Below are 19639 nucleotides of genomic sequence, written 5' to 3' on the forward strand. Positions count from 1 at the left end.
GTAAAAATTCCTGAACCTGAACCCCTTGTAATTTTGCTCTTAGAACTGTATCTAAGGTCTGTCCTATTAGGGGAGTTATAAAAAACATAAAAATTAAACTTAATCTCATCGTTTTACCTCCTTCTTTGTTTATTATAAGGTTTTAAAAATTTTTTGTCAAGTTCTAAGTTCTAAAAATGAAAAATTATTAATTACTTTAAAACATCTGAATATTTTTTTAAAAAGGATTCAGTTATAATTGCGCAGGATTCCCCTAAGGGACAAGCACATAGCCCCTTCATTCTTTTATGAAGAACATCTATTATTTCTATTCCTTCTCCAATTTGAGTTTCTCTTTTCTCAATCTTTTCTAAAATATCATTTATTGCCCATGTTCCCTCGCGACAAGGGGTGCATTTCCCACAAGATTCCTCCTTGAAAAATTTAACTGCACTCTTTAATAATTTTAAAAGTTCTCTTTTTTTATCCTCCTTATAACCAAAAACAATTATTGCACCTGAACCCGACATAGAACCTTTTTCTATAATTGATTCAAAATCGTAGGTAATATCAATCTCATCAGGTAAAAGAGGAGGTGCAGATATTCCACCTGGTATAACCCCAAGAAGATGATAATTTTCTTTTATGCCTTCGCCTAAATCTTCAATTATTTCCCTTACAGTGATTTTTCCCTGTTCAATTTCATAAACTCCCTTTTTTTTAACAATACCACTTAAAGATATAAGCCTTGTCCCTGTGCTTTTTGGAACCCCTATTTTTGAATAATTATCCCCTCCTATTTCAATTATTATTGGTATATTAGAAAGAGTCTCAACATTGTTAATTACTGTAGGATAACCAAAAAGACCACAATTTGCAGGATAAGGTGGTTTTAACCTTGGGAAGCCCTTTTTACCTTCCATTGACTCAAGAAGTGCTGTTTCTTCACCACATATATAAGCACCTGCTCCTACAAAAATTTTTATTCTATGATTGAAGGAACTTCCTAAAATATTTTTTCCCAGAAATCCTATTTCTTCTGATTCCTTTATTGCCTTATAAATTCTATCATAAATCCACTTATATTCTTTTCTTAAATATATATATGAGACTTCAGCCTGAATTGCATAGGAGGAAATTATCATTCCCTCAATTAAAAGATAAGGTGCATAGAGTAAAATTTCTCTGTCCTTAAAAGTTCCTGGTTCTCCTTCATCAGCATTACATATCAAAAATTTTTTTTCTCCATCTTTCGGTATAAAAGACCATTTTAAACCTGTAGGAAAACCAGCTCCACCCCTTCCCCTTAATCCACTTTTTTTAACCTCCTCAATAACTTTTTCAGGTGGAATTCTATCACCTAAAACTTTTTTAAGAGATAAGAATCCACCTTTTTGTATGTATTCATCAATGTTTTCAGCATATTTTTTTTTGATCAAAAGAGTTTCAGATTTTTTCATTTAATTCTTTTATTTTTTCAATACTTAAATTTTTTAAGGGTTTAAAATCTAAAAGACCTGCAGGTGCAAAATCACATAAACCTATACATTCACATTCCTTAAAATCAAAATTTAACTTATCTTTGTTTTCCCTCAGATATTCAAGAATTTCCTCTGCACCTTCAAGTAAACAGGAAATATTTTTACAAATGTAAAGAGTTTTTTTTTCCTTTTTTTCTAAACTTAAAAAATGATAAAAAGTTAATGTTTCATAAATTAAATTTTCTTTAATGTTAAGGAATTTTGATATTTCTTTTATTTTATCCTTTGATATAAAGCCTTCTTCATCTTGAATAAAATTTAAAATTGGAATTAATGATAAAAAAGGATTATTATCGTAATATTCCAGAATTTCTTTAAACTTTTCCTTAATTGAATCACTCAATTTTAAGCTCGGGTTCGTCCCAGGTTTCAGCAGCTGTTTTTATACCTTTAAGCTTGAGTTTGAATTCATCAGGATTTGTAACATTTTCAAGAGCATCTTCAAGGGTTATAAGACCTTCCTTATATAACTTCATAATTGACTGGTCAAAAGTCTGCATCTTATATTCATAATGCCCTTCTTCAATTGCCTGCGGTATTTCTACCTGCCTTGTTTCATCCATTATGAGTTCTTTAATCCTTGGTGTGTTAATAAGAATTTCAACTGCAGGAACTCTACCTGTTCCATCTGCTCTTGGTATCAATCTCTGGGAAATAACTGCAACAAGAGTTGAAGCGAGCATAATTCTTATATGCTGATGTTGATGCGGGGGATAAAAGGAAATAATTCTGTTAATTGTTTCTGTTGCATTTAAAGTATGAAGGGTAGACATAACAAGGTGTCCTGTATCAGCTGCCTTTATAGCAGTATCCATTGTTGCCTTATCACGAATTTCCCCAATCAGTATAACATCAGGGTCCTGTCTTAATATATACTTTAAAGCTGAAGCAAAAGAATAGGTATCACTTCCTATTTCTCTTTGGGATATTATTGATTTTTCATCCTTAAATAAAAATTCAATTGGATCTTCAATTGTGATTATGTGTTTTGCTCTGTTCATGTTAATATAATTTATCATTGCTGCAAGAGTTGTGGATTTTCCGCTTCCTGTTGTTCCTGTAACAAGAATGAGTCCCCTTGGATTTAAACAAATATCTTTTATAACTGGGGGTAAATTAAGTTCTTCAAAGGTTTTTATGTTTGTAGGAATAGCTCTCATTGCAATTGCTATACTTCCCCTCTGTATGAAACAATTAACTCTGAATCTTCCAAGTCCTGGAACACCTATTGCAAAATCAAGTTCCTTCCTTGATATGAACCTTTTCTGTTGTTCTTCTGTCATTATAACCTTAACTATTTCAGTTAAATCTTTTGGAGTTAGGGGTTCCATCTTTGTTCTTATAAGTTTTCCATGAATTCTATAAATAGGGGGAAGTCCTGCTTTTAAATGGAGATCTGAAGCTTCTTCTTCTATCATTTTTTTAAGTAAAAATTTTAAATCAACAGCCATTTTAAGTTAATTCAATTTTAAATAATTTTTGCCCGTATTCCACGGGCTCACCGTTTTTAACCAATATTTCCCTCACAATACCACCTACTTCTGATTCTATTTCATTCATAATTTTCATAGCTTCAATTATACAAACAACCTGTCCAGGTTTTATATGAGTTCCAACTTCAACATATGGCTCTGCATCGGGTGCAGGGGCTCTATAAAAAGTCCCGACTATGGGTGCAGTTATATAATAAAATTTATCTTCCCTTTCTTTGATTTCTTCTTTTTCTTTTACCTCAACTTCCTCTCCTCTCGATTCAATTAATTCAATTTCCTGAAATTTTAATTTTGGTTTTTTGTATTTAACTTTCTCTTCTCTCTTTAAATGGATTTTTAAAAAAGGTTTTTTTATTTCAATCTCAGTAAGTCCTTTTTTGTCCATTAATTCTATTAATTTTTCTATCTTCTCTAAATCTTTATCCTTCATGCTCTTTCTATATATTCCCCGGTTCTTGTATCAACTTTTATTTTTTCACCAACCTTTATATAAAGTGGAACTTTTACAACAAGACCTGTTTCAAGCTTTGCAGGTTTTGAACCACCTGAAGCAGTATCTCCTCTCACACCTGGATCAGTTTCAACAACCTCAAGAACTACTGCACTCGGAAGAACTATTCCAACTGGTTTTTCATTAATATACTGAACCCTTACTTCCTGACCTTCTTTAAGATATAAAAGATAATTTTTTATCTGCTCCTTATTTAAAACAATTTCCTCATAGGTTTCAGAATCATAAAAAATGAAATTATCCCCCTCTGCATAAGAAAAAGTTGCTTCTCTTTCTCTCAATTCTACTTCTTCAAAATAATCTGCCTCTCTTAATGTTTTTTCAAGAACCTGTCCTGTCTCCACATTCTTTAATTTAGTCTTTACATGGGCTTGACCTCTTCCCATCATTATATGTTGAAAATCTATTACCTCGTAAAATTTTCCTTCTAACTTTATAACCATTCCACGTCTGAATTCAGGCATTTCCTATTTTATTTTTTTTAAGGACTTGAACCTTAAAGTTATTATTTTAAATTTTTTTAAGTCTTTTTGTAAAACCTGTTAGAATTTCAAGTTCTCCTTTTTTATTTATATAAGCTAAATCCTCAATCCTAACTCCACCTTTATTTTCAAGATATATTCCAGGCTCTATTGTGAAAACCATACCTTTATCAATTATTTCTTTTCCTCTTGGAGAAAGTGAAGGTTTTTCATGAATTTCAATTCCTACACCATGCCCTAAACCATGACCAAATTTTTCTCCATAACCTCTTTCAGTTATATAAGCTCTTGCCACATTATCCACATCCCTAACATTCATCCCTACTTTAATTTCTTCCTCAACTTTAAGTAAAGCATTCAGAGTTATTTCATAAATCTCTTTAAACCAGTCAGGAGGATTATTACCAACCCAGAAGGTTCTTGTCATATCCGAGTGATATCCTTTGTAAACACTTCCCATATCAATAAGGAGTATAGAATTGTTTTTAATTGTAACATTTCTTGGCTTTGCATGTGGCAAAGCTGAATTTTTACCTGAAGCGACTATTGTAGGAAAAGCAACTTGAAATCCATTTTTTTTCATCTCATATTCAATTTCCAAGGCAAGTTCAATTTCCTTTGTTTTATCTGGTTTTAAAATAGATAGTGCTTTTTTCAATACTTTTTCTGAAAATTTCTGTGCTTTTTTAATTTTTTCAATTTCCTCCTCATTTTTATAAATTCTCAAATCCAGAACAGGTGAACTTATAGGTTTTATTTTTAATTTTTTCTTTTTTAATTCTTCATATAAATCAAGGGTTAAACTCTCCTTTTCACAGAGCAGAGTTTTTCCCTCTTTTAAAAGGTCAAAAATTTCATCAAATTTCTTTATTATTACAATTTTAAAAAGCTTTGAAATTTCTTTTTTTGACTGTAACATATACCTGAAATCAGTTAAAAAATAATTTTTATTTTTTGTTATCAGAACATAACCTGAAGAACCTGTAAAACCTGTAAGATAAAACACATTCTGTAGATTGTTAATAAAAAAACCATCAGCCTCATTAAGTTCTAATAAATTCTTTAAAAAATCAACTCTCTTTTTTAAGGAGGTTAATCCACTCAATGAAACTTCTGAAATTTTTTTCTCTCGTTTCCTTTTCATCAGTTTTCTCCTTTATGGGTTTTTCCTCATATTTTTCTGGTTCAATATCCTTTTTTTCTTCTTCAAATTCCTCAAAGAGTTCTGAAACTTCCTCTGGTAATTCTGCTTCTTCAACCTTTTCTTCTTTTATTTCAAGCTTTTGCTCCTTTCCTATAATTTCTTCCTTTTTCTCCTCTTCGGTAATTTCTTTCTTTTCTTCAATAAATTTTACCTCTTCCTTTTTCTCTTCAATTAACTCTATAAGTCCCTTTTCTTCTGATTTTTCTATAATAATTTCCTCTATACTTTCAGAAGGTCTTTCAGGTTCTTTAAAAATTTCACTTAAAGGAACCTCTTCTTCAGCTCCAATTATTAATTCTTCTTTTTTTTCTATTTTTTCTTCCTTTTCAATTTCTTCTAAAAATTGAGAAGGATGTCCACTCAATTTTTCTTCTTTTTCTTCAAATATCTCCTTTATATCAAAAGTTTCAGCTTCTTTTATTATTTCTTCTTTTTCTTCCTCAAAAAAAGTTCTTTCCAGTAAAATATCTTCTTTTTTTTCAAAAATTTCAACATCAAATTTTTCCTTTAACTCAGTAGTTTCAAACTCTGATTCTTCAGTGCTTTTTTCTTCTTTTTTTATATCTTCTATACTAATAAACTTTTCTTCCTTTTTCTTTTCAAGAATATCCTCGACAAACTTAAAATCTTTTAATTCTTCCTCTTCAATAGTTTCTGTTTCTTTTTCAATTTCTTTCAAAATTTCTTTTGCTTCTTCTGGAATTTCAGGTAATTCTAATTCTGTACCTAATACTTCCTTTTCTTCAAGAATATCAAGAAGTGGTTCATCAGGAGGAGTTAAAAGTTCTTCATTAGCTATAGTTTTTTCTTCAATCACAGGTATTTCTTCTTTTAATATTTCTTCTGTCTCTATGGGTTTTTCCTCGGTCAATGTTATATCTTCTCTCAATAAATCTTCACTTTCTAAAATTTTTTCCTCACTTAAAAGTACTTCTTCTTTCAAAATTTCTTCTTTCTCTTCGATGAGTTTCTCTTCCCCTAAAAGGGTTTCTTCCTTTAAAAATTCTTCCTCTTTCAATAATTTTTCTTCACCTAAAATAGGTTCTTCTTCTAAGAATTTCTCAGTTAATTTTTCCTCTGTTATAGGGATTTCCTCCTTTAAAAGATCTTCTTCGTCAATTTTTTCTTTACTTAAAATAGGTTCTTCTTTTAAAAAATCCTCGGTTATTTCTACCTTTTCTTCAGAAAATTGAGGAACCTGAACTTTTAATTTCTCTTCAAGAGTCTTTATTTTATCTTCAACCTCTGAAGTTAAAGGGTCAAGGTCATAAAGTTTTTTATAATAATCTAAAGCCTCTTCTTCTCTTCCTAATTTTTCACAGGTTTCTGCTAAAAGTCTTAAAGCCACAAGATGATTCTCATCTATTTCTAAAACTCTTTTTAAACTTTCCCTTGCAAGTTCAAGCTCGTTTCTTTCAAGGTGAACCTTTGCTTTTATAAAATGTGCTACCTGATAATCAGGATGTATTTTTAATCCTTCTTCAAGCACAGCAAGTGCTTCATCATACATTTTTCTTTTTCTATAAGCATCAGCAAGTGCTGCAAAAGTCCTTGACTTTCTTCCTTCTTTCTCCCATTTATTAAATAACTCTTCAATTTCTTTAAATTCGCTGTTCATAATTTAATTTTAAATATAAAAGTTAAAAATTTCAAATCAAATTGAAAAAATTATTATAAGTAAAAATACAAGAATTAAAAGGGTTATATAAAAGGAAGGTTTTCTTTTGAAAAGTTTAAAAATTAATCTACCTAATAAAATAGTTAATTTTCCAATACCTTCTACAATTAAAAGGTCTATAAGACCCCTATCAAATTTTGTTGAAAAAAATTTTGAAAGGAAATTTATAATTCCGTAAACAATTTTTGAGATAAAAAAGTCATAAAAATTTAAAATTTTACTAATTCTTTCATTAAATTGGATAGGCTTTTTTAAATAAACTTTAAGAGCAAGATAAATCCCTGTTATTGATAAAAACAAGGGAAAAAATTGATATAAAATAGGATTATAAAAAGTAATTTCCTCTCCAAAATTTTTAAAATAAAATTCCTCAAAAATATTAAGACCTGTTAGAATAACAAAAATTGATAAAACTAAAAGGGACAAATTCATCACACCTTCAATTTTTTCCTGAGGATTTATCTTTAATTCTCCCTCAAAACATAATACATAACCCCTCATTATGTAAAAACTTGTTAAAAAAGCACCTATAGAAGCAAGATAAAATAAAAATAAATTTTTAAAAGAAGCATTTATTATAAGTTCTTTACTTATAAATCCGCCTGTTAAAGGAAAACCTGAAAGTGCAAGGGAACCTAAAAGAAAGGTATAGGAAGTAAAAGGATGAATTTTTCTCATTCCTCTTGTTTCAAATATATCTATCTTTTTATGAATAATATGCATAACATTTCCAGAGGATAAAAATAGAAGAGCTTTAAAAAAGGCATGGGTTAAAAGGTGAAGAAAGGCAAGAAGTGGATAGGATATGCCTATTGCAAAAAACATATAACCAATCTGAGATATTGTAGAATAAGCTAAAATTCTCTTTAAATCCCTTTCAAAAATTGCTATAATTCCTGATAATAAAAAGGTTAAAGTAGATAAAAAAATTATTATATTTAAAATTTGTGGATACAAACTTAACAGTGGGAAAATTTTTATAAGCAAAAAAACTCCTGCTGTTACCATTGTAGCTGCATGAATAAGTGCAGAAACAGGAGTTGGACCTTCCATAGCATCAGGTAACCATACATAAAAGGGAAACTGAGCTGACTTTCCACAGGCTGCCAAAATTCCGGAAATTAAAAGAAGGGGTATTAAAGGATTAGAAGGTTCTTCTAAAAGTGCACTTATCTCAAAGGTATTAAATATTTTGTAATAAATTAAAAGAAATAAAATGAAACCAAAATCCGCGAATCTCGTTATAAGAAAAGCTTTTGTCCCAGCATCTTTTGCTTCTTTTCTCCATGATTCATAGGAAATTAGTAAATAAGAACAAAGTCCAACCCCTTCCCATCCTATAAACATGAGAAGAAAATTTCCTGAATAAACTATAAGGAGCATGAAAAAAACAAATAAATTTAAAAAGGCAAAATATCTGTAAGGGGAATCATCTTTTTTCATATAACCAGTTGAATAAAGGTGAATTAAACCTGAAACAAGTGTGACCATTAAACCCATTAAAAAATTTAGTCTATCAATTAAAAAAGAAAAATTAACATCTATATCAGAAAAGGTGATAAAAGGAATGTAAAAGTATTCCCCTTCAAAACCTATGAATTTAAAATGCAAAATGAAAGAAAGGAAAACAAAAAAGGTTGCTAAAAAACCACTTTTTTTTGCGTTTTTAAACCCGAGGATACCCTGTAAAAGAGAGCCAATAAGTGGAGAAATAATAAGGAAAAGGAAAATTATTTTATATGTCATAGTTATCTTCTTCCCTTTCCTTTGTTAAATTAAGTAAAATAGAAAGTCCTATTGCTGTTTCACCTGCAATTATGGCAAGTATGTAAAGGAAAAAGGGAGCATTTTCAAAACCTTTTTTTGTTATATTCATAACAAAAAGAAGAAGTAGAGAGTTAAAAGCTATTTCAACTCCAATTAAAAAATAAACAAAACTTCTTTTGAATAGAATTATTAAAAGAGAAAGGAAAAAAGAAAAGATTACTGCAAAACTTTCAAGATTCATCCCTAATAAGCAAAAATGAACCTACAATAGCAACTAAAAGTAAAACTGAAACAAGCTCAAAACCTATGTAATCCTTTATAAGAAAATTGCTAAGTTTTTTGATGTTAAAATAAATTGTTTTTCTATCAAAATAATTTGAAATATTAAAGGAAATAAAAATAAGAATATAGGATAATATAAGATAAATAAAAAGATTAAATTTCCCTTCCCTCAAAGTTTTTTCAATTTTGATTAAGGGTAAAATAAAAACAAAAATTACAAGGATTGTCCCTATATAGAGAAAAATTATCAAAAGGCCAAATAAGGGATTATTCAAGTAAAAATATAGAATTCCTGTTATTAACGAATTTAGGAAAAAATAAAAAAGAAGACGGGATAATTTTTTAGAAATTAAAATTAAAAAGGTGGTAAGAGGTAAAAGTAAAAATAAAATTTTCATTTTTGTGGAGTTTCCTCTTTTGGAATAATAATAGCTCCACCCTTTGGATCACCCCTCCTCTCAAAAGATAACCATGCTCTCTTTGCAGGAGTTTGGGGAGGATCCAAAAGTTCATCCTTTGTAAGGACCATTCCTCTCCTTGAAGTTCCAGCGAGTTCAAAAAATTTATCCATAACAAGAGCTTCTGTAGGACAGGCTTCTACACAAAATCCACATAAAATACATCTTCCATAATCTATTTCGTAAACTCTTGCATATCTTTCAGCATGGGATATAGGATTTTCTGGATCATTTTCTTCAGCTTCAATATAAATGGCATCAGTAGGGCAAGCTCCTGCACATAACATACATCCTATGCATCTTTCAAGTCCGTTTTCCCATCTCTGCAATCTGTGTTTCCATCTTGTTCTAAAATACATTTCCTTCTTCTTTTCGGGATACTCAATTGTTTTTTTCTTTTTAAATAAATGCTTAAAAACAAGGATTAAAGGTTTTAACATTTCAGTTTAATTTTATACCCCTTAATAGATTATTTTCAAAAAGTGGATTTTCTCTTATTAAAAAAGTTTCCCTTTCTGTAAGAAGAATTGTCCCCCTTTTTTTCAATTTTCTATTTTTAATTCTCTTTAAAACTTTGGGTCTTTCAAATAAATTTTTTTCAGGAAATTTTACTGGTATTGATATGAAAAAAAACAAAAAAATAAATTTTAAAAATTTACCTAAAAACAATTATTTTCCCCCTTTTTCTTATTTTTTTACCACCTTCAATCTCCCTTGCTTCAAGAACAAAAAGGTAAAGTCCATTTGTAAGTTTTTCATCTATTTTCCATTTTATTGAATTGAAACCCTCTGAAAAAAATAATTCTTCTGTCTCAAAAATTTTTACTCCTCTCATAGTATATATTTTTAATTTAAAAACTCCCCTTTTATTGTTTTTAAATCCTATAAATACAAAATCTGAAGCAGGATTTGGATATGGAATAATATCACTAATTTTTAGTTCTGAAGTACTTTCTGTTTCAATAAATATATTTCTTGATAAACTTTTCCTGTTATGAAAAAGGTCATAGGCTGAAAGAGTTAAAATTGTTTTACCACTTGGTAGGTTTTTAACTTGATAGTTTATAAAACCTTCATTAAAGCTATTAGGTTTGTAATAAAAAAAGTCATTTAATGCTTCCTTAAAGGAACCAATTCTTAAAGCTATTGTATCCACTGCTAAATTTATACCACTTTCATCCTTTATTTCTATAAATAGGCTGAAATTTGGTGGAAGTGTATCCCCATCTTTAAGTTCCCTTCCATTCACAGAGATTTTAATTTCAGGTGGATTTAAATCAACTTTCTCTTTTTTAGAAATTTTTGCAGGTATTGAATCCCTGTAAGAAATTTCTCCCTGAGGAGAGGTATTTAAAACTGTAACTTTTAACAGATTAGAATTAATATAGGGGATGGCAAAATAAAATTTACTTTCAAGATTTTTGTTTCTTGATATTCCCTGGAAAAGAAGTTTTCCTTTTCTATAAAGAGGATATAAAATATTGTTATGAACATATAAACTTTCAATTTTTGCTGTCCCTTCAATTTTCATAATACTTATTTCAGAATTTTCTGTAAATCTAACTTTAAGAGAATCAGATTCCCCATAAAATTTAAATAGAGTATCAGAAAAATAGGAAAAATGTATCGTATCAGGAATATAGAGGAAAGTTCCACTTTTTGGAGGTAAAGAATAAAAAGTAGAAGGGTCTCCAAGAAATACATAATCTTTATTTCCCATTGTTACAAGGTATGAAATAAAACCAAAGGTATGTTTTTTATAATCTGATAATTTATTAAAAAAGTTATCAATTACATACTCATTTTCACTGGGGAAAGTTAAATAGGTTGAACCAAGGGCACCTATTCCATTTTTCATGAGCCATTTTTCTCCAATTGCACCACTTGGTCTATCAAAATTCATTGTTTTACAGGAACCAAGAATAATAAAAGAGGGCTTTTTGTTATAACTTATAAAATCAATATCATCAAGCTTTAACAATTCTTCATGAGCAAGCTGATTTGGATTTCCATGTATAAAGAAAAAGAAAAATCCGGCTCCCTTTTCAATATATTTAAGCAAGTCCTTTGTAGCAGATGGTTTTCTTCCCTGAACAAAGGGATAATCAATCATATAAAAGGCGATTTTATCAATAGAATTTTTGAGTTTATTAAGAACTCTTGTTACCTGTGTTGTATGATTTATGGGATCAAAATTTCCACTTGCACCCGTTGTATCATCTGCAACACCAATTACAGTGTTTTTAAACATACTTTCAAAATTTCCAGTTTCATAGAAGATGATCCTTTCAAGAAATTCATAGAGTTCAGAAGAGCTTTTTGCAGGTATTCTTCCAATAACCATATCAGGATCAAAGGCACCTCCATCAAATTCAACAAAAAAGTTATCATAGGTATAGGGTGGGTTATTTATATCAACTCCGTAACCCCATTCGTAGGGAGGAACTAAATTAAGTGAAGCTGAACCTTCATAGTTTTTATAATCATATGTACCCTTACCTGCTAAAAGGACATAAAAAGGACGTGGATTGTAATTTATATATGTATATTTCAGATAGTTTCTTATTGCTACCGGATCTTTTATTCCAAACCCGAACTCTTCAAAAATATCATTTATGTTTACAAATTCAATTACTGGATTTACTATTTTCAATGTATCAATGTAAAAGTTTTCTTTTCTGTGAAGGATAAACTTAGAAAAAATATTTTTAAATTCCTTAGGAGCTATAATAAGCATATCAGCACCTGAAATTTTTCTTAATTCTGTTCCTTCAAATTTTTTAATTAGTGGATGAAAAGGAGTTTCAGAATACATAATCATAAAAGTATCATTTTCAATCCCTGGATTAAAAATTATTGAGTTATTAGTAAAAGAAAAATTGGTAATATTATATCCATTATAAGGATTTAAAATTTTAAATAATTTCCCTTTTTTCCTAAATGTGCCATTAAAGGAAATGTCTTTTTCATTTGTGGGAGGAAAATAGAATTCAAAATTATCCCTTAAATTTTTAAGTTCTGAATTGTATTTAAGTTCAAGATAATCAACATTTATTGTTCCCTGAATTTTAACTTTAAATAGGGGGTTTAGATTCAGAAGGGTTTTTATTTTTATCTCTTCTCCATAGGGTGCTGAGGGTGGATAATAATTTTTCTGGAATATTACATTATTATTCATAAAAAGTTTTAAAAGGTAAGGAGGCTGATTTATACTTTCCCTTTCCCTTATAACAAGACTGAATTTTAAATTTGCAGTTTCAGGTAAGGGATTTTTAAATTTTAAAAGATTGAAAATTAAAGAATCATTCTTTAAAGTTTCCCCAACCCATCTTAAACCTGCTCTTGCAAGATTTATAAAGTTATTTTCATGTCTTGTAACACTAATCCCTTTTTCAATTTTTAAGTTATATAAGGGTGAACCATCAATTGATTCCATAAATTTTCCTGAATCACCTTCAAAGGAAATAAAATATATAGAGGCATCTTGATATGGATTAAAGTAATATTCAATTTTTCCATTATTTACTCTATAACCTGTTCCGGTAAAGGCAAAGAAAAATAGTGTGTCCTTTTCATCAAAAATATTTTCTTCAGCTCTATCTATAAATAAAAAAGGAACTTTTTGGGGAGTTATTTCAGCTGAATCAGGTGAATCACTTAATGCTTTTAATCTTGTAAAGATTGCTATTTTTTTAATATCAAGATTTTCCGGAGAAATATTTAGATTATTTTTTATATCTTCGTAAGTTAGATAGTATATTCCATTTTGGTTTATAATAATTTTTAACCATAGGTTTGTTTTTTCAAAAAAATTATTTATTTTACTTTGCAAGGGTAAAAATTCTTTTTCTGTTGTCTTAAAAAGAACTTTTTTATAAAAATCTTTTATTTTTTTATCTTCAGGAATTTCCCTTGTTTTTAATTTACTTTTAACCTTTTCTTTTAAAATAATCTCAATTTCCTTTATTATCTCTATACCTTCTTCTTTTATTCTTACAGGAAATAGTATAATTGAAAGGATAGGTTTATATCTTATAAAGGATAAGCCCTTATTTAAAATTATATTATCTGGAAAGGGGATTTTATAGTCCTTTTTTAATTCCTTTAATGAAAGTCCATCCTCCTTTATTTCTTTTACCCTCTCAATTTCATAATTACCTTTTATTATTTCCTTACTTATTATTCTGTAATCCACTTCATATTCAAATTCAGGATTCACCTCAATAGGAACTAAGTAAGAGGGTAAATCGGGTAAACCTGGTTCAAATTTTTCTACCCTTTTTCCACTAAATCTTATAATATTTTCTAATGTTTCAGCTTTAACTAAAGGCCTGTAAGTTATCTTTATCTCTAAATTGAGTAAAAGTATAAAAATCATTCTTCAAGGGGAATAGCTTCTTCTATTAAAAGAATTGGAATATCATCTTCTATTTTGTATTTTAATTTACAATTTTTACATATTAAAACATTTTCCTCTTCTTTATAAATTAAATCACCTTTGCATTTTGGACAAGCAATTATATCAAGAAGTTCCTTATCCAGTGCCATATTTTTCCTCCTTTTACCTTTCTATTGTAAACTAAATTTAGAATAATTTACAATATTTATATGTTTTTTATTGATGATTACAGAAGTTTTTTTAAGAATATTTTAAATTTTAAAAAAGAAAGATTTTTCTTTTTTACCTTTGAAGAACCTTTCCTTTTATCAAGAGCCATTCTTTCTCTTATGAGTATTATGGAAATTGAGAAAAAAAGGGTTTTTATTGGGCGAGAATTTAATATTAATGAGATTAGAAAAGAAGAGAAAAATATATCTATTTTTAAAAAGGAGAAGTTTTTAAATGTTATTTACGATGCTGAAGATATTAAATTTAATAAAAATTTCTTTGATGTTGAAACTGAATCTCCTTTTGTTTTTGTATTCAGTGATAGAAAGAATTTTGAAAAGAACAGGGTTTTAAGCGAAGTTGAAAAAGGAATCTATGTTCATTTTCCAAGAGTTGATATTGAGACTGCTTTTAAATGGTTTAAAAAAGAAATAAAATTGAGGGGTAAAAATGTTTCTGATTTATTATTAATGTCAATAGTAAAAGAAAGGGTGGGAGAACTTACAAAGCTTAATAATTTAGTTAATCTTGTAGAACTTGGTGCAAATGTTGAAGAATTTTTGAAAAAAGAAGAAAAGGAGCTAAGGAATTACGATTCTCAAGCAGTAATTAATATTGTCATTTCACTTATCAGAAAGGGTGTAATTCCCCATGAATATATTTGGAAAGTTTATGAACCTTTGCTTTATAATAGAAGAGTTAACTATGACTTTGAACTGGAAATGAAACAAATTTTAAGGAGGATTTATGAAAAAAGAAATAAATATTGAAGAAATAAAAAAACTTGAAATAAAGAGAAGGGAATTTCTTGAGAAGATGCGAAAATTGAAGGAGAAGGAAAAGGAAACAAAACCCCATATATTCAAAAAGGTTTTTGGAGAATATGAAGAAAAATTAAAAAAAATTGAGGAGGAACTGGAAAAAAGAAAAGATGCTATAAAAGAATACTTAGAATCACTATATACAACAAGAAAGGAAGTGGAAAAAGTCAAATTGAAAATCGAGGATGAAATTGAAGAAATTAAACTCAGATATTCCATAGGCGAATATGATGAGGGAAAATATAAGTCCTTGATGGATGAGAAAAATTCGGAATTAAAAAGGATTAAAGAAAAATTTATAGCAGTTGAAAAAGAAATTAATGAAATTGCTTCTCTACTTAAAAAAGAAGAAAAACCTAAAGAGAAAGTTGAGGAAGAAATTGAGGTGGAGGCGGAAACGGAAGAAATTACAGAACTTGAAGAAGCTCTTGAAAATGAATTAAAAGTTGCTGAGAAGACAGAAACTGATGTAGAAGAGGAATTAATGGAAATAGAAGAAATTCTTGAGGAAGTTGAGGCTGAAAAATCTGAGGAAAAAGAAGCTTATGAGGTAAGTGTTAATGAAAAATTGCTTGAAGATCTCGGTAAGGAAAGTAAAACTGAGGAAAGGGGGGAAGTTATATGTAAAAAGTGTGGTTATAAGAATTCTCCTGATTCCTGGTTTTGTGAAAATTGCGGAGCCGAGCTTATAATTGAACTTGAATAAAAAATTTAAAGGATGAGAATATATTATTTTTTAATAACTTTTATTTTTATTTCCTGTTACTTTTCAAGAGAGAAAGAAGATCCTCTCTTTTTATACATGTTATATTCAAGTAAGGTGGAAAAGGGAGAATATAAAGAGGCACGGAAACTTATTGAAAGGCTTTTAAAGATAAAGAAAGAAAGAGAATATTTTAGGGATTACATTTTTTTACTTTACAATATAAAGGATTATAATAAACTAAAAAAAGTTTTCTTTGAATTTGAAAAAAATTTTGAGCTTGATTCTACCCTTACCTATCCTTTTCTTTCAGCCTGTATTTTTACAAGAGATTTCAAAAATTTTGAAAAATATCAAAAGAAATTCAGAGAGAAGTTTAATAAGGATAAAGATCTTTTATATTTAATTTCTGTGTTATATCAAGCTGTAGGTGATTTTGATAAGGCAATATCCCTTTTAGATGAACTTATTAAAAATGATTCTTTAAACAGTAAAAAATATCTAATTGATAAGGCAAGAGTTTTATCAATGAAAAGAGATTATAAGTCTGCATTATCTATAATAAATAAATTGGAAGAAAGTGAAATTTTTCCTGAACTTTTGATTGAAAAGGCAATCTGTTTGGAAGGTTTGAATGATTATAGAGAAGCTTTGAAAATTTATAGAAAATTACTTTTAAGTAAAAAAATAGCAAGTCAGAATTTATTGAAAAAGGTTTTGAATTTATCAATTTTTTTAGGCAATTATGAACTGGCTGATACTCTCCTAAAGGGGAAAATAGATAGTTTTTTCTATGATGTTGATTTTATTCATCAGTATGGATTTATAAAATATATGAAAAATGAATTTAAGGAAGCTATGAAGTATTTTTCAATTGCCTTGAGTTTAAATAATAGGGATGATTTAGCCCATTATTATCTTTCAAGAATATTTTACAGAGAAAAGTTAATGGACAAGGCTTTTTATCATATAAAAAAGGCAATAGAAATAAATCCTAAAAATTATGAGTATTATATTTATTACTCATTTCTTTTAATAAGTGAAAGAAAATTAAAAGAAGCAGAAGATTTGCTTAAAGAAATACCTGATAAGAATAATGCTTCTTACTTTTATTTAACTGGATTTCTTGAAAAACAGAAGAGAAATTATAAAAGGGCTTTATTTTTTTATGAAAAATCATTAAAACTTGATTCTCTTGATGCAAAAAAGTGGTTTGAAGCAGGTGCTCTTTATGAGGAAATAAACGATATAAAAAAAGCTGAAAAAGCCTTCAGAAAATCTGTTAAACTTGATAGCACTCTTTCAGAATCTTACAATTACTGGGGTTATATGTTAGCAGAAAGGGGTTTAAAGCTTGATACAGCAAAGATACTTGTTGAGAAAGCATTAGAGTTTGAACCTGATAACGGTTACTATCTTGATTCAATGGGTTGGGTTTATTATATGATGGGGAAGTATGATTCTGCTTTTGTTTATTTAAAAAGAGCAGTGGAATTTGTTCCTGATGATCCTGTTATTGTTGAACATCTTGGAGATGTTTATTTAAAACTAAATCAAATTGATAAGGCTATAAATTACTGGCAGGAGGCTTTAAAACTTGAACCACTTAATAAAAATCTCAAAAAAAAGATTGAAAAATATAAAAACTCAGGTATTTGAAGCTTTTAGTCGGTATTACCGGTAATATATCATCAGGTAAAAGCACTTTCTGTGAACTTTTAAAGGAAAAGGGCGTTTTTATTATTGATGCAGATAAAATTGGTCATAAAATAATTGAAGAAAAAAAAGAAAAAATAAAGAAAATTTTTGGTGATTATTTGGGAAGAAGAGAAATTGCAGAAATAATTTTTAAGGATGAGGAAAAAAAGAGAGAGTATGAAAGGTGGATTCATAGGGAGATTATGAGAGAAGTGAAAAAAATAATAAATGAAGGGAAGGAAGGGTATTATTTTGTTGAAGGTGCTCTTATCTTTGAAGCAGGTGTTGATAAATTTATGGATTTTGTTATATTTTTAAAGGCAAGGGAAGAGGTTTTAATTGAAAGGGCAAAGAAAAAGGGGATTAGTGAAGATATGATAAGAAAAATTATAGAATCTCAAAATAAGTTAAAGGATAAAGAAGAAAGAGCAAATTTTGTTATTGAAAATGAAAATGATATTTTTGAACTTAAAAAAAAGGCAGAGGAAATTTTTATCAAAATTAAAAATTTTACTCCGAAATTTTTATGTGACTCAACCTGTTTAAGGGAATCAAGATGGTTAAGACTATTGGGCTTTGATACAGTTAATGCAAAATTTTTAAAAGATTTTAAAAAGGGTATATTTGAAGAAAAAAGGTTTTTGCTTACAAGAAAAAAAGGAGGGTATCTTTTTCCTGAATGGAAAATTTTTAAAGTTCCAGAAGGAAAATTTAATATAAGAATGAAAAGGATAATAGATTTTTTTGGTTTAAAGGATAAAATTTCTATTTTTTCAAGATGTCCTTTGTGCAATAATCCTATCGAGGAAATAGAAAAAAGTAAAGTAAAAAACAGGGTTCCATACTATACTTATAAGACCCAGGAAAAATTTTATATATGTTCTAACTGTGAAAAAATATACTGGAAGGGTTCACATTATTTTTATTTTGAAAATCATATAAAAGATCTGATTAAATGAAAAAAATTTTGGTTTTTTTAATTTTATTTTCCTGTGCTAAAAGAGAATACATTAAAGGGGAAGTTAAAAAATATTATATTCAAAAGAAAAAAAAAGTTAAATCTTATGAACCTTTTTTAAGAATATTACTTTATGAGAATGAGAATCCCCTTTATATTTCAGGGACAGGTATTTATTATGCTGTAGATTCTCAAGGTAAAAGATATAAATTTTTTGCAGATAATATTTTAAAAATTGAGAAAAAATCAGAGGAGCCTCTTTTATACCTTGATGGTAAAAAAACAAATCTTTCTCTTCCTCTTGTTTTTTATACAGATGAAAATTATTTTTTAAAAATTCAAGGAAAAAGGTATAGAGGGAAAATAGAAATTGACGAGTATTTAAGGGTTATAAACCTTGTTAAAGTGGAAGATTATCTAAGATCAGTTGTTCCTCTTGAAATAGGTAGTCCCTTTCTTTCAAATTTTGAAGCACTAAAAGCTCAGGCTGTTTGTGCAAGAAGTTATGCTATGAGAAAATATTTAGAAAAGAAGGAGAGTTTTTTTCATCTTTACGCAGATATAAAGGATCAGGTATATGGTGGTAAAGATAAGGAAAATGAAATAACAGATCTTGCAATTCAGATGACAAGGGGTGAAGTTCTTATGTATGAAAATGAAGTTGCTTTAACTTTATTTCACTCTACCTGTGGGGGCACTACTTCTTATTATGATGAAGCTTTCCCAAATGAAAGTTTTATTCCCTATTTAAAATCAGTAAGATGTAACTTTCAGGGTAAGGATTTATGCTCTAATTCTCCTTATTACAGGTGGAAGAAAGAGTTTTCTATTAGTGATTTTATGGAAAACCTCGCAGGGAATATTTCAAATCTTTTAGGGATTTCTCTTTCAGGAAGAGATATTATTGATTTCAGTATTTCAGATAGATCTTCTACAGGAAGAGTAAGGGAAGTTAAGGTAAAAACCAAAAAAGGCACTTTTACCTTTAAAGGCTATGATATAAGGAAATTGTTGAAAAAGGATGGTTTTTTACCTTCAAATTTTTTCTTTTTAAAAAATCAGGGTAATAGAGTTATAATAATAGGTAGAGGTTTTGGACATGGAGTTGGATTGTGTCAATACGGTGCTTTATCACTTGCTAAAAAAGGAGTAGGTTATGACCGTATTCTCAAATTTTATTATCAGGGTACAAAAATTCAAAAGATTTATTAAAGAAAATAAAAAGGATTCTTTTTTAATAGGTCTTTCTTTTTTATTTTTATTTTTATCTTTGTTTACTTCAAAGATAAACTTAGCGCTTTCAAATATTATTTCAATCATAATTCTTTTCCTGCTGTCTCTTCTTATTTTTTTAATATTCTCACCTTTTTCTTTTGGAATTAAAAGAATTACTTTTAAATTTTTTTTGTTTTCCCTTTTTAATTTTTTTTCCTTCTTATACGCTTTTTATTTTTC

General features: G+C 28.5%; 19 protein-coding genes. 5 read left to right on the forward strand and 14 right to left on the reverse strand.

All coding sequences use genetic code 11. The features are described from left to right. Positions 1–191 precede the first annotated feature (191 nt). The 14 genes from nuoF to ABIN17_05060 are packed head-to-tail and all read right to left on the reverse strand — an operon-like array spanning position 192 to position 13943. Positions 192–1439: an NADH-quinone oxidoreductase subunit NuoF gene (nuoF, locus tag ABIN17_04995; protein ID MEO0284414.1), complete on the reverse strand. Its 1248-nt coding sequence runs from the start codon at positions 1437–1439 to the stop codon at positions 192–194. Continuing rightward, positions 1426–1863, reverse strand: coding sequence for an NAD(P)H-dependent oxidoreductase subunit E (locus ABIN17_05000; GenBank protein ID MEO0284415.1), 438 nt, complete (start codon positions 1861–1863; stop codon positions 1426–1428). The genes nuoF and ABIN17_05000 overlap by 14 nt, the downstream gene beginning before the upstream one ends. Beyond that, positions 1856–2971 (reverse strand): PilT/PilU family type 4a pilus ATPase, encoded by a 1116-nt coding sequence (locus ABIN17_05005; GenBank protein MEO0284416.1) that lies wholly within the window; start codon positions 2969–2971, stop codon positions 1856–1858. The genes ABIN17_05000 and ABIN17_05005 overlap by 8 nt, the downstream gene beginning before the upstream one ends. Position 2972: 1 nt before the next feature. After that, positions 2973–3443, reverse strand: a complete 471-nt coding sequence (gene accB, locus ABIN17_05010) for an acetyl-CoA carboxylase biotin carboxyl carrier protein (GenBank protein MEO0284417.1) — start codon at positions 3441–3443, stop codon at positions 2973–2975. Continuing rightward, positions 3440–3988, reverse strand: coding sequence for an elongation factor P (efp, locus tag ABIN17_05015; GenBank protein MEO0284418.1), 549 nt, complete (start codon positions 3986–3988; stop codon positions 3440–3442). Before efp ends, accB begins: the two co-directional genes overlap by 4 nt. A gap of 46 nt (positions 3989–4034) precedes the next feature. Further along, positions 4035–5150, reverse strand: a complete 1116-nt coding sequence (locus ABIN17_05020; protein MEO0284419.1) for an aminopeptidase P family protein — start codon at positions 5148–5150, stop codon at positions 4035–4037. Next, positions 5077–6828, reverse strand: coding sequence for a tetratricopeptide repeat protein (locus tag ABIN17_05025; GenBank protein ID MEO0284420.1), 1752 nt, complete (start codon positions 6826–6828; stop codon positions 5077–5079). The genes ABIN17_05020 and ABIN17_05025 overlap by 74 nt, the downstream gene beginning before the upstream one ends. 36 nt (positions 6829–6864) lie before the next feature. Next, positions 6865–8634 (reverse strand): NADH-quinone oxidoreductase subunit L, encoded by a 1770-nt coding sequence (locus tag ABIN17_05030; protein ID MEO0284421.1) that lies wholly within the window; start codon positions 8632–8634, stop codon positions 6865–6867. Further along, complete coding sequence (locus ABIN17_05035; GenBank protein MEO0284422.1) at positions 8624–8896, reverse strand: NADH-quinone oxidoreductase subunit K; 273 nt, start codon at positions 8894–8896, stop codon at positions 8624–8626. Before ABIN17_05035 ends, ABIN17_05030 begins: the two co-directional genes overlap by 11 nt. Continuing rightward, complete coding sequence (locus ABIN17_05040; GenBank protein ID MEO0284423.1) at positions 8886–9335, reverse strand: NADH-quinone oxidoreductase subunit J; 450 nt, start codon at positions 9333–9335, stop codon at positions 8886–8888. Before ABIN17_05040 ends, ABIN17_05035 begins: the two co-directional genes overlap by 11 nt. Beyond that, complete coding sequence (nuoI, locus tag ABIN17_05045) at positions 9332–9835, reverse strand: NADH-quinone oxidoreductase subunit NuoI (GenBank protein ID MEO0284424.1); 504 nt, start codon at positions 9833–9835, stop codon at positions 9332–9334. The genes ABIN17_05040 and nuoI overlap by 4 nt, the downstream gene beginning before the upstream one ends. A gap of 1 nt (position 9836) precedes the next feature. Continuing rightward, complete coding sequence (locus tag ABIN17_05050; GenBank protein MEO0284425.1) at positions 9837–10064, reverse strand: hypothetical protein; 228 nt, start codon at positions 10062–10064, stop codon at positions 9837–9839. Continuing rightward, positions 10051–13773, reverse strand: a complete 3723-nt coding sequence (locus ABIN17_05055; protein MEO0284426.1) for a C25 family cysteine peptidase — start codon at positions 13771–13773, stop codon at positions 10051–10053. The genes ABIN17_05050 and ABIN17_05055 overlap by 14 nt, the downstream gene beginning before the upstream one ends. Beyond that, a complete protein-coding gene (locus ABIN17_05060; GenBank protein ID MEO0284427.1) occupies positions 13770–13943 on the reverse strand; it encodes a Trm112 family protein in 174 nt (57 codons plus the stop codon). Before ABIN17_05060 ends, ABIN17_05055 begins: the two co-directional genes overlap by 4 nt. Positions 13944–14003: 60 nt before the next feature. Here ABIN17_05060 and ABIN17_05065 point away from each other — a divergent pair, with 60 nt between their 5' ends. From ABIN17_05065 to ABIN17_05085, 5 genes are read left to right on the forward strand one after another with little or no spacing between them, the layout of a single operon-like run. Beyond that, the gene (locus ABIN17_05065; GenBank protein MEO0284428.1) at positions 14004–14774 is read left to right on the forward strand and encodes a hypothetical protein; all 771 of its coding nucleotides are present in this window, start codon (positions 14004–14006) and stop codon (positions 14772–14774) included. Beyond that, on the forward strand, positions 14752–15531 hold the full coding sequence (locus ABIN17_05070) for a zinc ribbon domain-containing protein (GenBank protein MEO0284429.1): 780 nt from the start codon (positions 14752–14754) through the stop codon (positions 15529–15531). The genes ABIN17_05065 and ABIN17_05070 overlap by 23 nt, the downstream gene beginning before the upstream one ends. A gap of 12 nt (positions 15532–15543) precedes the next feature. Further along, on the forward strand, positions 15544–17187 hold the full coding sequence (locus ABIN17_05075; GenBank protein ID MEO0284430.1) for a tetratricopeptide repeat protein: 1644 nt from the start codon (positions 15544–15546) through the stop codon (positions 17185–17187). Further along, the gene (gene coaE, locus ABIN17_05080) at positions 17184–18185 is read left to right on the forward strand and encodes a dephospho-CoA kinase (protein MEO0284431.1); all 1002 of its coding nucleotides are present in this window, start codon (positions 17184–17186) and stop codon (positions 18183–18185) included. The genes ABIN17_05075 and coaE overlap by 4 nt, the downstream gene beginning before the upstream one ends. Beyond that, positions 18182–19396, forward strand: coding sequence for a SpoIID/LytB domain-containing protein (locus ABIN17_05085; GenBank protein MEO0284432.1), 1215 nt, complete (start codon positions 18182–18184; stop codon positions 19394–19396). Before coaE ends, ABIN17_05085 begins: the two co-directional genes overlap by 4 nt. Positions 19397–19639 lie beyond the last annotated feature (243 nt).

It is taken from the genome of candidate division WOR-3 bacterium (assembly GCA_039803925.1).
Taxonomy (GTDB): Bacteria; Hydrothermota; Hydrothermia; order Hydrothermales; family JAJRUZ01; genus JBCNVI01.

Excerpts from the sequence above, each read along its gene's own strand:
- ABIN17_05060 (MEO0284427.1), bottom strand. The coding sequence starts at position 13,943 with ATGGCACTGGATAAGGAACTTCTTGATATAATTGCTTGTCCAAAATGC.
- ABIN17_05035 (MEO0284422.1), bottom strand. The coding sequence starts at position 8,896 with ATGAATCTTGAAAGTTTTGCAGTAATCTTTTCTTTTTTCCTTTCTCTT.
- nuoF (MEO0284414.1), bottom strand. The coding sequence starts at position 1,439 with ATGAAAAAATCTGAAACTCTTTTGATCAAAAAAAAATATGCTGAAAAC.
- ABIN17_05075 (MEO0284430.1), top strand. The coding sequence starts at position 15,544 with ATGAGAATATATTATTTTTTAATAACTTTTATTTTTATTTCCTGTTAC.
- ABIN17_05055 (MEO0284426.1), bottom strand. The coding sequence starts at position 13,773 with ATGATTTTTATACTTTTACTCAATTTAGAGATAAAGATAACTTACAGG.
- ABIN17_05030 (MEO0284421.1), bottom strand. The coding sequence starts at position 8,634 with ATGACATATAAAATAATTTTCCTTTTCCTTATTATTTCTCCACTTATT.
- accB (MEO0284417.1), bottom strand. The coding sequence starts at position 3,443 with ATGAAGGATAAAGATTTAGAGAAGATAGAAAAATTAATAGAATTAATG.
- efp (MEO0284418.1), bottom strand. The coding sequence starts at position 3,988 with ATGCCTGAATTCAGACGTGGAATGGTTATAAAGTTAGAAGGAAAATTT.
- ABIN17_05085 (MEO0284432.1), top strand. The coding sequence starts at position 18,182 with ATGAAAAAAATTTTGGTTTTTTTAATTTTATTTTCCTGTGCTAAAAGA.
- ABIN17_05005 (MEO0284416.1), bottom strand. The coding sequence starts at position 2,971 with ATGGCTGTTGATTTAAAATTTTTACTTAAAAAAATGATAGAAGAAGAA.
- nuoI (MEO0284424.1), bottom strand. The coding sequence starts at position 9,835 with ATGTTAAAACCTTTAATCCTTGTTTTTAAGCATTTATTTAAAAAGAAA.
- ABIN17_05070 (MEO0284429.1), top strand. The coding sequence starts at position 14,752 with ATGAAAAAAGAAATAAATATTGAAGAAATAAAAAAACTTGAAATAAAG.
- ABIN17_05020 (MEO0284419.1), bottom strand. The coding sequence starts at position 5,150 with ATGAAAAGGAAACGAGAGAAAAAAATTTCAGAAGTTTCATTGAGTGGA.
- ABIN17_05065 (MEO0284428.1), top strand. The coding sequence starts at position 14,004 with ATGTTTTTTATTGATGATTACAGAAGTTTTTTTAAGAATATTTTAAAT.
- ABIN17_05040 (MEO0284423.1), bottom strand. The coding sequence starts at position 9,335 with ATGAAAATTTTATTTTTACTTTTACCTCTTACCACCTTTTTAATTTTA.
- ABIN17_05025 (MEO0284420.1), bottom strand. The coding sequence starts at position 6,828 with ATGAACAGCGAATTTAAAGAAATTGAAGAGTTATTTAATAAATGGGAG.